The following is a 13,201-nucleotide window of genomic DNA, read 5'->3' on the forward strand; positions in this document are numbered from 1 at the left end:
TATACAATATTCAATTATAAAACTAAATCGATACCCTAGTTAGAATTACTAAATGCTACAACTCACTTATAATTTATGTATTGTTTTATTATAGCATTACTTTTATTCTAACAAAGAATAACTATTTAAACACAAATCTTAATTTATTTTGTAAATATAAAAACTACTAACAAGTATTTTCCTTGTTAGTAGTTCATGTTACCCAATATAACTTATTTTAAAAATCTCACTATTTTAAGGCATCTTTTAATGCTTCACCGATTGCTACACTTGATTGAGGATTTTGACCAGTGATGAATTGACTATCTGTTTCAACATGTTCCGTAAAATTATCTTTGGTAACGAATTTAGCGCCCTGTTGCTCTAATTCTGTTTGTGTTAAGAATGGTACTTTATTCTCTAGTCCCATCGTACGTTCTTCATCATCTGTAAATGATGTTAAAGTAACACCTTCTACAAGATATTTACCATTTTTATCTTTTGCACCGACAAATGCACTTGGCCCATGACATACAGAACTTATAAATTTGCCTTCTTGTTTAAAATCAGACAAGATATTAGCTAATTTTTGATTATGGGCAAAATCAAATACTGTACCATGACCACCTGGTAGGTAAACTGCATCATAATTTGAAACATTAATGTTATCTATACTAGGCACATCACTAATTTTTTCTACAAATTGTGCATATTTCGTTAATTCGTCATTTTGAGTTGAATTTGGATCTAAAGGAATTTCTCCACCTTCTATTGAAACAATATCTACGTCGATACCTGATTCTGTTAAAATATGATAAGGTTCACTTGCCTCTTCCAACCATAATCCAGTTGGTGTACCATCTTCATATTGTGCTCTACTTGTTATAACGAATAAAACTTTTTTATTCACGATTGTCACCTCTTCATTTATTTAGGTTATTATCTACTTGAAATCACATCGAATTCATTTCGATGTTTCAATTTTGACTATCTATTTCAAATAATACCCATCTAAAATAAACATTACACATCATTTATTAATTTGTACATCATCTAGTGTTGTTCTAATTGAATTTAGATACGCGATTGTCGGTTCTTTTTGGTCTTGTTCAAACCGTTTCACAATTTCACTACCGATGACTACACCATCAGCTACTTCGCTAATGTCATTAACATGCGTTTTAGTACGAATACCAAAACCGGCTACTACAGGTACATTTGCTTTGTTTTTAATTTTTTCAATTTTTCGTTTTAGTTCTGGATGAAACTTTCCATTTTCTCCAGTTGTTGCATTCATTGTAACTGTATAGATAAACCCTTCCGCATTTTCTGAAATTTGATTGATGCGTTCATCAGATGTTGTCATAGCAATTAATGAAATAATATTAACTTTGCGATGAGGATGTCTATCTTTTAATTGTTGGACAAGTTCATGTGGCAAATCAGGTATAATTAATCCATATACACCAGCTTTCTCACATGCATCAAAAAATGCATCTTCTCCATAATGATTAATGATATTGATATACGTCATGAGTACATATTGACTGTTTATAGAATCACGATGTGCAGTCAGTTCATCAAAAATATATGCAATATTCACGCCTTGTTGTATGGCTTTATTTCCAGCTTCCATAATCACTGGCCCATCAGCTACTGGATCTGAAAATGGAACGCCTACTTCAATAATATCCGCGCCTGATTCACTTAATATTTTCATATTTTCAATAAAATTTTTGTTCCCCATGATATAGGGAATAAATAATTTATGCATTACTTTCGCCACCTTGTCTCATGTAGTTTCTAATCGTTTCCATATCTTTATCACCACGCCCTGACACAGTTACGACAATGATTTGATCTTTATCCATAGATGGTGCTAGCTCTTCAACAAAACTTAATGCATGCGCACTTTCTATCGCAGGTATAATACCTTCTGCCTGGGTAAATTTCACCAATGCATCCATAGCTTGTCTATCACTAGCAGTTGCATATTTAACTCTACCAATATCATGATAATATGAATGCTCAGGTCCTACACCTGGATAATCTAACCCAGCTGAGATTGAATGTGCTAATTCTATCTGTCCATTTTCATCTTGTATTAAATACATTTTTGTACCATGTAAAATACCTTCATGACCTTTATTTATTGCGAGTGCATGTTTGTCACTATCAATGCCCTCTCCTGCTGCTTCAACACCGTAAAGTGCAACATCATCTTGAATAAATGGATAAAATGTACCAATAGCATTTGATCCTCCGCCTACACATGCAATTATCACATCTGGTAAACACCCTTCCTTCTCTTTGATTTGTTCTTTGATTTCATTACCTATAACTTTTTGGAAATCTCTCACTATAGTCGGGAATGGATCTGGTCCTAATGCAGACCCTAATAAATAATGTGTATCGTCTACATGACTTACCCAATATTGTAACGCCTTATTAACTGCATCAGATAACGTTCCTTGTCCTTCAGTCACGGGTTCAACTTTTGCACCAAGTAATTCCATTCTAAATACATTTAATTCTTGTCGTTTGATATCTTCTTCACCCATAAACACCACGAGTTCCATATCAAATAAGGCTGCTGCTGTCGCGCTAGCAACTCCATGTTGTCCTGCACCAGTTTCTGCAACTAATTTATTTTTGCCCATTCTTTTAGCTAAAAGTGCTTGGCCTAGGGCATTATTAATTTTGTGGGCACCAGTATGATTCAAATCTTCTCTTTTTAAATATATTTTTGCCCCGCCTAGCGCTTCTGTATATGATGCCGCATATGTTAATGGGGTCTCTCTTCCTACATAATCTTTTAAATAGTTATTCAGTTCATTTTGAAACTCAGGATCTATTTTAGCTTTTTCATAAGCTTGTTTAAGTTCTTGAATTGCTGGCATTAATGTTTCTGGGACATATTGCCCACCAAAATTGCCAAAAAATCCAAATTCATCTGCTTCTGTCTGTATGTTTTTAACCATATTTAATTAACTCCTTTTACAAGTTCTATGATTGCTTGCATTTTTTCGCTATCTTTTACACCATTTGTTTCGATACCACTTGCAATATCATAACCATTGTGATTTAAATTAAGTTTACTTACACTTTGAATATTTTTATAATTCATACCGCCAGCTATTAAAAAATCCACATCTTTTATATCTTTTAAGATTCCCCAATCATAGGATTGGCCAGTACCACCGTAAGAAATTGATGGTGTATCAATAATAAATTGATCTACAAAACCTTTATAATATTGAATATGCTTCGCTAATGTATTTGCGTTTTTTGCAGGCAATGCTTTAATAATCTTTATATTGTCTTTTTTTTGACGTATAAAATGAATGGTTTCTAAATTTTCCAACCCGTGTAATTGGATGGTAGTTATATTTGTATTATCTATGAGGTTACTAATCGTTTGATAATCTGGATTTACTACAATTACTACTTTGTCTTTATCTTCTGGTATTATGTTAGCAAATGTTTCTATCTTATCGATATCCACATAACGTTTACTTTTGGGGTAATGAATAAAACCAATTGCATCAATATCTAAATCTTTTGCTTTATATACATCTTCAATTGTTTTAAAACCACAAAATTTCAATTTCATACCTTCACCTTATCTAACTTTAGACTTGGTAAAAACTGACTTAAATCATCACATTTCATTAATGATTCGCCGATAAGTAAACCATCAATACCTGCGTTTATAATACTCGCAACGTCTTGTTTGTTGCGAATACCACTTTCAGAAATATAATAATAACCTGCTTTTTTATTTTCTAATATTTCATTTGTATGCAAAACATCTGTTACAAATCGTTTTAAATCTCTATTGTTTACACCAATAATTTTGGGATCTAACTTGTAAGCACGTTCCAATTCTTCTTTATCATGAACTTCTACTAATACTTCTAAATTTTTTGATATCGCATAATCATATAAGGCTTTCAACTGTTGATCAGTCAATACATTTACAATAAGTAAAATTATAGATGCACCTGCCTTTTTAGCAACATCAATTTGAATAGGATCAACTACAAAATCTTTACACAATACTGGTAAATCAGTTACTTGTGTCAAAGTTTGTAATCGTTCGTAACTCCCTCCAAAATAATGTTCATCTGTTAAGATTGAAACTGCGTTAGCACCATATGCTTCATACGCCTTAACCTGTTGTTTCAAATCTCTCCCTGGAAGTTCAGATAATGTCGGACTTTTCGATTTAATCTCAGCAATAACCGATAATTGATCAGCTTGTGCTAACTGTGACTCAAACGTTTTTTTATGCGTAATGTCTACCTCATCAAGGTCTGATAATTTTTTTGTATAATAGCCATCCTTCAACAATTCCTTTTTATATGATACTATTTCATCCAATATAGTCATACGTTTTTCCTCCCATTTTGTTATATTGTTTAAGTGCATCTCCATTTTCAATTAATATTTTTGCTTTATGAACACCTTCTTGAATAGTGGCTGTTTTTTCAGCAACATATAAGGCAATGCCTGCATTCAATAGCACAACATCTCTTTTAGCGCTTTGATCTTTACCATTTAATATTTGTTTTGTAATTTCTAAATTTTCCTGAGGTGTGCCACCTTTTAAATCCGTATTTGGTGCATAATCTAACCCTAAATCTGTTGCATTTATAGAATAAGATTTAATATGTTTGTCTTCTGTCACTTCATATAGTGTGTTATTTCCAGACAATGTAGCTTCGTCCATACCATTTGCACCATGTAAGACGATTGCTCTTTTTCTACCTAAATCTGCTAATGTTTGCGCAATTTTATTTAATTGAGACGGTTCGTAAACACCCATAACTTGATAATCTAGTTTGAATGGATTAATTAATGGTCCAGTAACATTAAAAATAGTTGGATTACTAATGGCTTTTCTTAACGGTTGTATATGCTTCATAATTGGATACGTTTCAGTCGCATTTAAAAAAACAAGCCCTTGTGTTTTTAAATGTGTTGATGTTTCCTCAACACTTCGTGTCGGAATACGCATTGCATTTAATAAATCGGTACTCCCTGATGCTGATGTAACGCTTCTATTACCATGTTTAATAACTGGTACACCTGCACTTGCCAATACAAAAGAAACTGTTGTTGAAATATTAAAACTATTAGATTTATCTCCGCCAGTACCACAAACACACATACTATTAGGAAAAGTTGGTTGTGTAGGATACATAGACCCTATTAAGCTTTTTGAAATATATGTTAATTCTGCTTGACTAGTCTCTCTTTCCGAAAAGGCTTCTAGCAGTTCTCGTTTTGTATCATCTTCTAGTTGATCTGTGATTAATAATTCTATAAATTCGTTCATTTGTGTTTGATTAAGTGGCTTATACTGTTTTATATGATTTTGTAGACTCAATATAATTGACCTCCTCTACTATATTTAAAAAGTTACTTATGATTGCTTCACCGTATTCCGTAGCAAAAGATTCTGGGTGATATTGTATGCCAAAATGTAAGTCATTAATATGCTCAAATGATTGAATACTATCTTTTGTTTGAGCAGTTACTTTTAATGTATCGGGTAACGTTTTTGGGTCACTAATTAATGAATGATAGCGCATTATTTCAGAATATTCTGTAATATTTCGGTATAGTTTGGATTCACTTACAATCTGCATCGTATCTTTTTTTCCGTGACATATTTTTTCACCTTGGATAACATCACCACCGTGGTAACATGTCAATGCTTGTGAGCCCAGACATACACCTAATATAGGTTTATGTTTATAATGTTCAATAATATTGACTAAATAGCTAGTATCTAATGGATGTCCAGGTCCTGGCGATATAATCAAACCATCTATTTTTAAATCAAATATTTCAGGATCATCTGGATATTTAATAATTACATCAGAAGTCTTTCCTACAATATTGACTAAGTTATACGTAAAAGAATCGTAATTATCCACTACTAAAATCATGGTGATACCTCCAATAAACTTTTGGCTTTTAATTTTGTTTCTTCTAATTCTTTTTCAGGTATTGAATCATAAACGACACCACATCCTGCTTCTACATTGATGTATGTATCATCAATCATCATTGTACGAATCGCTAAAGCAAAATCTAGGTCATGATTACAGTTGATATATCCTATTCCTCCACTGTATACACCTCGTTTTTGAGGTTGGGCTTCATAAATTCTTTGTATTGCTCTTAATTTAGGTGCTCCTGACACGGTACCTGTAGGTAATAAACTTGCAATTACAGTCATTGGCGAATAATTTGATTTCAGTTTTCCTGTTACCTCACTAACGATATGCATAACATGTTCATAGCGTTCAATTGACATTAACTTTTCAATTTTAGAACTAGCAATTTCACTCACTCTATGAATATCATTTCTACCTAAATCAACAAGCATGCTATGTTCGCTTATCTCTTTTTCATCGTTGATTAGTTGTTTTTCATTTTCAAGGTCTTCTTTGTCAGTCGTGCCTCGTTTAATTGTTCCAGCTATAGGATTTGTGACTACAGTTTGCCCTTTCACTTTGACAAAACTTTCAGGCGAACTACCTACAATAATCGGTTCATCAAAATTCAAATAGTACATGTAAGGACTTGGGTTTTGTCTCTTTAAATTCTGATAAAGCTGATACGATAATTGTTGTAAATTCATTCCAAAATTATGTTTATACTTATATATAATTGAGGGTACAACTTGAAACATATCCCCTTGTTGTATCAATGATTTCATTTCATTAACAGTTTTTTTAAATTGATCTGGTGTAATGTTCGATTCAATTGCTTTGTCTTTTATGTCATTTTTTATAGGCGAAGGATATATATTTATATTTTGCAACTCATCAACATGACGTTTGACACGTAATGCTAATTGTTCTTCATTTTCATTGGAAAACAAGTTTGTGGATATAACGTATAGATGCTCTTTGTAATGGTCAAATACGTATACATCTTCTACCATGTGAAATTTAGCATCGTGTTGTTTATGGTCAGCTAAATCGATTTGCTTTAATACAGGAAATTCATGTCTTACCAAATCAAAACTGCATGATCCGACAAATCCTGAGATAAATGGTAATTGTGCTAAATCTTCGTCTTCTATTTCTACCTTATATTGATCTATAAAAGCTTTCAGTTTTTCATATGGTGCTTCGTTTTCTATCTCTGTTTGCTTGTCATTGTATTGAATGGCCATATTTTCATTATCTAAAGTCACTGAGCCGTATACATCAAATATTACAATTGAATAACGCCCTTTCACTTTAGATTGTTCTGTACTTTCCAACACTATTTTTTGTTTTTTTAATCTTGCCAATGCTTCTGGTGTTACTTCAGCATTTATCTTTTGATATTGCACCTTCATTTTTACTCCTCCTTATAAAAAAATCAGCATCCTTAAATATTAATTAAGGACGCTGATGCGCGGTACCACCTAAATTAGTAGATAATATCATTCTCACCTACTCACTCATTTAATTATGCAATTTTAATCCAACAAAACCCAATTTCAGTATGTGTAGGTGTTAGTTTTCATCTACCACTAACTTTCTGCTTGCTACCATTCACAACTTACTACATTTTGTTTTTTTATATAAAAAACACCACACTAACGCATGCTGTAAGGACGCGTTACCGTGGTGCCACCTTAGTTAACAATTTCATTGTTCACTTTAAAAATTATTATATTATGCTTACGTTTAAAAGCCCAATTCACAATATATGTTGTGCTAATTTCCATCTACCATTAGCTTTCTACTTGCTACAAATCATATACGTTACTTTACCTTTCAAACGGCAACTGTCGTTGCAAAATGAATTAACTAGAATAATACAAGCATCATTCATTTTTGTCAACTCTTATTTTTAAATTCTTCTACTTATTTAAAGTAATCTGGTGACTTAGTGTTTTAATTATATTGAAATTGTGTAAGCATAATCGTTTAGAATCAAAAACTGTTAAAACAGTGGTCTTATAAATGAGTTCTACTTATGAAATAGAAAATAAAACATGTATTGCGAATTAACTACTCCTACTATACAATGTTACTATTCTGAAAATTTTGATAGAGGTGGTCAGCAAAATGAAACAAATACTTTTCGTAGGTTTAGGCTTAATTGGTGGTAGTCTGGCAAGTAATTTAAAATATTATCATAATGACATTGAAATCACTGCATATGATGCAGATTGCTCCCAATTAGAAAAAGCTTTATCTATTGGAATTATTGATTATCAATCTACTGATTATAAAACCTGTGTGGAAAATGCAGATATCATTATTTATGCCACACCTGTGCAACAAACAATCAAATACTTACAAGAACTACCAAACTATCAAACAAAGTCTGACGTCATTGTTACCGATACTGGCAGTACTAAATTGACGATTTTGCAATATGAACAATACCTTTTAAATCACAATATTCACCTAATTGGTGGTCACCCGATGGCGGGTAGTCATAAATCTGGCGTACTCAATGCAAAGAAACATTTATTTGAAAATGCTTTTTATGTTTTGGTTCACGACGAACCTGCAAATGATAAAGCTTTTGATGAAATCCGCTCATTACTCAGTACAACAAATGCAAAATTTATTGCTACTAATCCAAAAGAACATGATTTTGTGACAGGAATCGTTAGTCATGTCCCTCATATCATTGCGTCGAGTCTCGTTCATTTAAATGCAAACCACGCATCTCACTCTTCATTAGTTAAAACACTTGCTGCTGGAGGGTTTAGAGACATTACAAGAATTGCAAGTGGCAGTCCAATTATGTGGCGTGATATTACTATTGAAAATAAAAATACTATTGTTGATATATTAAAAGAATGGAAATCACAAATGGAGGATGTCATTACGCTTGTTGAAGAAAACAAACCGGACGCGTTATATAATTTTTATAATGATGCAAAAGTATATAGAGATGAACTCCCCCTTAAATCACAAGGTGCACTATCTATAGAGTATGATCTTTATGTAGATATTCCGGACAAACCGGGTATGATTAGCCAAGTAACACACATCCTTAGTTTACATAATATTTCTATAAGCAACTTAAGAATATTAGAAGTCCGTGAAGATATTTATGGTGCGTTACGTATTAGCTTCAAAAATCCAGAAGACCGTAAAAAAGGCGCTGAAGCATTAAGTGATTTTGATACTTATATTGAATAGATTTTATCCTTTTAAAAAGTTTAATTACTTAATTGTTATTGTTTTTTTGTTTTTTTCATAAATCGTAAAGAACATATTTAAGCCAACCACTCATTTCTGTGGTAATGATCGCTGTTTTTTTACAACGCTAAATATAAAAGCATTTTCAATTTATTATCAAATATAAATATGAGCCTAGCGCAGTTTTCTTTTGTTAGAAAGCTACGGCTAGGCTCATATCGTTTTATTATCTTATCTCGATATAATTTGGATGGGACTGTTTATATTTCAAATGTTGTTTTACATAACTAATTTAGTAATTTTCCTTCTTCTTCTTGTATCATCTCTATAATTTCATTTTTTTCATTCATAAGCGCGACTTTTGGATTGTGATTTAATGCTTCTTCTGCAGTAACTTGTACATAAGACATAATAATAATAATATCATTTACTTGAACAAGTCTAGCAGCTGCACCATTTAGGCATATCTTTCCACTATTACGTTCTCCTTCAATCACATAGGTTTCTAATCTTTCTCCATTGTTATTATTAACAATTGCAACTTTCTCATTGGGTAATATATCTACTGCATCTAAAATATTACGATCTATCGTGATACTACCAACATAATTAAGGTTAGCTTCTGTTACACGTGCACGATGTATTTTTCCATTCATCATAGTTTTTATCATTTGATTTATGCTCCTGTTCAAAAATAATTTTACATTTTTAGTTGATTAACACTTCGTTATTGATTACTATCATAAACATATCTATTATAATTTTATTTTCTAAATAAACGGAGGTCAACTATAAATGAAAAAGATAGGTGTTATTGGTCCTGGTGCTGTTGGTAGCTGTATTACAGTTCAACTTTTAACAACAGAACATAAAGTCTATTTAATTGGTCGACGTAATGAGCACATTACCTATCAAGATGCTTCGAATAATGTAAATATAATACTTAATGTTGTTAAAGCATCAGATATTACTGAACCATTAGATATTATATTCATCGCTGTTAAAATTCCACACTTAGAGGGGTTATATGAACAAATCAAGCATTTATCACAAGCTACTACTATTGTTATACTAGCTCAAAATGGATATGGACAACACTTAAAACTTCCTCTACCAAATATATATCAAGCTGTAACTTATATTAGTGGTCAAAAGACCGCTCAACATGTGATTCACTTTAGAGATGAAATACTGCATTTACAACAAGATGACAACACAGTGTCATTGAAAAAAATATTAGCTCCAAGTGGTCTTTCGCTTGTGTTACATAAAAATATTGAAGTGGAAATCTGGTATAAACTATTAGTTAATTTAGCAATCAATACAGTTACAGCGCTTGGAATACAGCCTGCATCTATTCTCAAGCAACCTCATATTAAATCATTATGCATATCGTTATTAAATGAAGGTTATATGATAGCTAAACATTCTGGTATCAATCTTTCTGATAACGTTATTGAAGAAATAATGACAATTTATCAAGGTTATCCAGACGATATGGGAACAAGCATGTATTATGATGTACTTTTAAATACACCATTAGAAATCGATGGCATACAAGGTTTTCTATATCGACAAGCTCGAAAGTACAAATTAACAACACCTCATCTAGATACAATTTATGCTTTATTACTATCAAGACATCATACTTTTTTAAATAACTCATAGTAGTAATGTAAAGTCTATTATATCCTCCTTATCATACCAATATGATATTTATACGTTTAATAGATGTACGTTAGATTTTTTACTTACCTAGCATAGACAAATCATCTATTATGTTTATAGGTACGTTATTTAAATTGTATTTGTTAAAAAGCTAACTAAGTTTGATTCAACAGCTACTTTAGAGACGGGCTGCACCGTATAAACTTACTTAAAATCATCTCCGTTCCATATATTGCTAATGAAATTGATTTATGACTATATTAAACATTCAGCTTATTATTTTAATTTTTACATTTTATGCCCTGCCATAAGTCCTAAACGCCCATGTTTTGTGCCTGCATCTGTATAGGAGATTGCTTTAGATACGATACCTTTACCAAATTTTTGATGCAGCGCATCAATCGTTTTGGCCAATTTTTCATTCCTTTTTCTTTCGTATTCATCTATAAATAAATTCAATTGTGTATTTCGCTCATCTATAAACTGCGTGAGTGAAATGCTCACCGTTCTGTACAACATTGTTGGATCACATAATTTATCTGCTAAATATTCAACCACCTTAAAAATAGTACCATCTAAATTTGTTGGGTCTTCTAATGTGTATTGTTTCTGAACCCCTCCTTGATCACTATAACCAAATGAAAAGTGTATCGTCTTAGCTAATTTATTTCTTGCTCTAACACGACTCGCTACATCCTCAATTAATTCCTGCATCACTATTTTAGCTTCATCATAATGGTAATCACGCATCAATATTTGACTCTTACAAATTGAAGGATTAACTACACTATACTTGTCTCTTATTCTACTTTGATCAATACCATTTGCATGCAAATGTAAATCCACACCTACAGTACCAAAATCTCTTTTTAAATATTGATATGGATAATGAGCTAAATCACCTATAGTAAAGATACCTCTTTTATTCATTTTTGCTTCTGTTTTTCTACTAATTCCCCAAAATTTACTCAATGGTGAAATAGGCCAAAGTTTGTGCGACACATCTTGATATCTCCATTCAGCAATGAGATCATCAGTATGTTTTGCTTCTACATCCATTGCAACTTTACTTAATAACATATTTGATCCAATCCCTATTGAACAATGTATACCTGTTTCTTCTAGAATTTCATATTGTAATTTTATACAAAAAGATTGAATTGTACTACTAAATCTGTGATAACTATTTGTTACATCCATAAAAAATTCATCAATACTATATTGGTGTAAATCTTCTGGAGCAACATAGCGTAAAGCGATTTTAGAAATTGCTACTGAAACTTCCAAATATTTTCTCATGCTTGGATTGATAATATATATATCATTTCTATGAGGGATTTCAAATAATCTTGACCCTGTTTTAATACCTATAGCTTTTAGTGGACCCGTAGCAGCCAATACAACCGATCCCTGTCTCTTAGTATCCGCAACAACTGCTAACTTTTCTTTCATTGGATCTAATCCTTTTTGTATGCAAGAAACACTTGCAAAAAAACTTTTTTGGTCGATACACAATATATCTCTTTCCTCTAACAGATTGTAATCATAAAATTCATACATATAACATTCCTCCCTTAATCACTTACATTATAAAAGAACATACGTTCTATTTCAATATAAATGAGAACAAATGTTCTTATTTATATTTTTATAATTTTGTGAATTTTTATGCTATAATATATAAAAATAGCTTTAGGAGGAATTTAAATGCCAATAGTAAATGTAAAACTATTAGAAGGTCGTTCTGATGAACAACTAAAAAATTTAGTCACAGAAGTTACTAATGCAGTAGAGAAAACCACAGGTGCTAACAAAGACGCTATACAGGTTGTAATAGAAGAAATGAAAGCCTCTCATTATGGTGTTGCTGGAATTAGAAAATCAGATCAACAATAAATTACATATCAAAAAGCTAGAACATAAGCATCAATTTCTATTCTAAACATATTAGAGATTGATGTTTTTTACTTTTCAAAAATTCATTCACTTATCAATGATATGACCAAAGAAACGAATGATACATATAGGTACATAAAATTATTTTCAACAACATCACTTATAGTGTGCGGACGCCCGGGGAAATGATATGAGTGAGAGACTACAAGATCGAGCCATATCTCAGTCAAGTATGCACGATCAAAATCGTAATATTTTATATAAAATGGACTCATCCATCATGTGTTTTCATATTAAGTTATATCTTTTGCTTAAGTAAAAATATGACTTTCTATTAGTTGTATAAGTTAAATAATACGAAGCTTTTTTCTATTGTATTAAAACACATCACTTATAGCGATTTTGCATCGTGCGGACGCCCGGGGAAATGATATGAGCGAGAGACTACAGGCTAGAACCATACCCCAGGCAAGCATGCACGATCA

At 31.8% G+C, this 13,201-nt stretch carries 13 protein-coding genes; 3 read left to right on the forward strand and 10 right to left on the reverse strand.

Annotated elements, in window-relative coordinates:
• Positions 1–229: 229 nt before the first annotated feature.
• The 8 genes from KA926_RS11670 to KA926_RS11705 form a co-directional block, all read right to left on the reverse strand.
• Positions 230–889 carry a type 1 glutamine amidotransferase domain-containing protein gene (locus tag KA926_RS11670; RefSeq protein WP_210144471.1) on the reverse strand — a complete coding sequence of 220 codons (660 nt, stop codon included), beginning with the start codon at positions 887–889 and terminating at the stop codon, positions 230–232.
• A 120-nt stretch (positions 890–1,009) separates the two neighbouring features.
• Positions 1,010–1,753 (reverse strand): tryptophan synthase subunit alpha, encoded by a 744-nt coding sequence (gene trpA, locus KA926_RS11675; protein WP_210144473.1) that lies wholly within the window; start codon positions 1,751–1,753, stop codon positions 1,010–1,012.
• On the reverse strand, positions 1,746–2,960 hold the full coding sequence (trpB, locus tag KA926_RS11680; protein ID WP_210144475.1) for a tryptophan synthase subunit beta: 1,215 nt from the start codon (positions 2,958–2,960) through the stop codon (positions 1,746–1,748). Before trpB ends, trpA begins: the two co-directional genes overlap by 8 nt.
• 2 nt (positions 2,961–2,962) lie before the next feature.
• Entirely contained in the window at positions 2,963–3,592 is a 630-nt protein-coding gene (locus KA926_RS11685) for a phosphoribosylanthranilate isomerase (RefSeq protein ID WP_210144477.1), read from the reverse strand.
• Complete coding sequence (gene trpC, locus KA926_RS11690) at positions 3,589–4,371, reverse strand: indole-3-glycerol phosphate synthase TrpC (RefSeq protein WP_210144479.1); 783 nt, start codon at positions 4,369–4,371, stop codon at positions 3,589–3,591. The genes KA926_RS11685 and trpC overlap by 4 nt, the downstream gene beginning before the upstream one ends.
• Complete coding sequence (trpD, locus tag KA926_RS11695; RefSeq protein WP_210144481.1) at positions 4,355–5,371, reverse strand: anthranilate phosphoribosyltransferase; 1,017 nt, start codon at positions 5,369–5,371, stop codon at positions 4,355–4,357. Before trpD ends, trpC begins: the two co-directional genes overlap by 17 nt.
• Positions 5,340–5,936 carry an anthranilate synthase component II gene (locus tag KA926_RS11700; protein WP_210144483.1) on the reverse strand — a complete coding sequence of 199 codons (597 nt, stop codon included), beginning with the start codon at positions 5,934–5,936 and terminating at the stop codon, positions 5,340–5,342. The genes trpD and KA926_RS11700 overlap by 32 nt, the downstream gene beginning before the upstream one ends.
• Positions 5,933–7,342: an anthranilate synthase component I gene (locus KA926_RS11705; protein ID WP_210144485.1), complete on the reverse strand. Its 1,410-nt coding sequence runs from the start codon at positions 7,340–7,342 to the stop codon at positions 5,933–5,935. The genes KA926_RS11700 and KA926_RS11705 overlap by 4 nt, the downstream gene beginning before the upstream one ends.
• A gap of 718 nt (positions 7,343–8,060) precedes the next feature.
• On the opposite strand from KA926_RS11705, the gene KA926_RS11710 reads away from it, so the two are divergent.
• Positions 8,061–9,152 (forward strand): prephenate dehydrogenase, encoded by a 1,092-nt coding sequence (locus KA926_RS11710; protein ID WP_210144487.1) that lies wholly within the window; start codon positions 8,061–8,063, stop codon positions 9,150–9,152.
• 287 nt (positions 9,153–9,439) lie between these two features.
• On the opposite strand, the gene panD is transcribed toward KA926_RS11710, so the two are convergent.
• Entirely contained in the window at positions 9,440–9,823 is a 384-nt protein-coding gene (gene panD / locus KA926_RS11715; RefSeq protein WP_107384584.1) for an aspartate 1-decarboxylase, read from the reverse strand.
• Positions 9,824–9,947: 124 nt separating this feature from the next.
• Here panD and KA926_RS11720 point away from each other — a divergent pair, with 124 nt between their 5' ends.
• Positions 9,948–10,820, forward strand: a complete 873-nt coding sequence (locus KA926_RS11720; protein WP_210144489.1) for an oxidoreductase — start codon at positions 9,948–9,950, stop codon at positions 10,818–10,820.
• Between the two features lie 288 nt (positions 10,821–11,108).
• On the opposite strand, the gene KA926_RS11725 is transcribed toward KA926_RS11720, so the two are convergent.
• Positions 11,109–12,380: a Y-family DNA polymerase gene (locus KA926_RS11725; RefSeq protein ID WP_210144491.1), complete on the reverse strand. Its 1,272-nt coding sequence runs from the start codon at positions 12,378–12,380 to the stop codon at positions 11,109–11,111.
• 147 nt (positions 12,381–12,527) lie between these two features.
• Here KA926_RS11725 and KA926_RS11730 point away from each other — a divergent pair, with 147 nt between their 5' ends.
• Entirely contained in the window at positions 12,528–12,716 is a 189-nt protein-coding gene (locus tag KA926_RS11730; protein WP_107384581.1) for a 2-hydroxymuconate tautomerase, read from the forward strand.
• The last annotated feature ends 485 nt before the right edge of the window (positions 12,717–13,201 follow it).

Origin of the sequence: Staphylococcus sp. GDY8P94P (assembly GCF_017892255.1) — a bacterium.
In the GTDB taxonomy this organism is placed as follows: Bacteria; Bacillota; Bacilli; order Staphylococcales; family Staphylococcaceae; genus Staphylococcus; species Staphylococcus cohnii.

Excerpts from the sequence above, each read along its gene's own strand:
- trpA (WP_210144473.1), bottom strand. The coding sequence starts at position 1,753 with ATGCATAAATTATTTATTCCCTATATCATGGGGAACAAAAATTTTATT.
- trpB (WP_210144475.1), bottom strand. The coding sequence starts at position 2,960 with ATGGTTAAAAACATACAGACAGAAGCAGATGAATTTGGATTTTTTGGC.
- KA926_RS11685 (WP_210144477.1), bottom strand. The coding sequence starts at position 3,592 with ATGAAATTGAAATTTTGTGGTTTTAAAACAATTGAAGATGTATATAAA.
- trpC (WP_210144479.1), bottom strand. The coding sequence starts at position 4,371 with ATGACTATATTGGATGAAATAGTATCATATAAAAAGGAATTGTTGAAG.
- KA926_RS11700 (WP_210144483.1), bottom strand. The coding sequence starts at position 5,936 with ATGATTTTAGTAGTGGATAATTACGATTCTTTTACGTATAACTTAGTC.
- KA926_RS11705 (WP_210144485.1), bottom strand. The coding sequence starts at position 7,342 with ATGAAGGTGCAATATCAAAAGATAAATGCTGAAGTAACACCAGAAGCA.
- KA926_RS11710 (WP_210144487.1), top strand. The coding sequence starts at position 8,061 with ATGAAACAAATACTTTTCGTAGGTTTAGGCTTAATTGGTGGTAGTCTG.
- panD (WP_107384584.1), bottom strand. The coding sequence starts at position 9,823 with ATGATAAAAACTATGATGAATGGAAAAATACATCGTGCACGTGTAACA.
- KA926_RS11720 (WP_210144489.1), top strand. The coding sequence starts at position 9,948 with ATGAAAAAGATAGGTGTTATTGGTCCTGGTGCTGTTGGTAGCTGTATT.
- KA926_RS11725 (WP_210144491.1), bottom strand. The coding sequence starts at position 12,380 with ATGTATGAATTTTATGATTACAATCTGTTAGAGGAAAGAGATATATTG.
- KA926_RS11730 (WP_107384581.1), top strand. The coding sequence starts at position 12,528 with ATGCCAATAGTAAATGTAAAACTATTAGAAGGTCGTTCTGATGAACAA.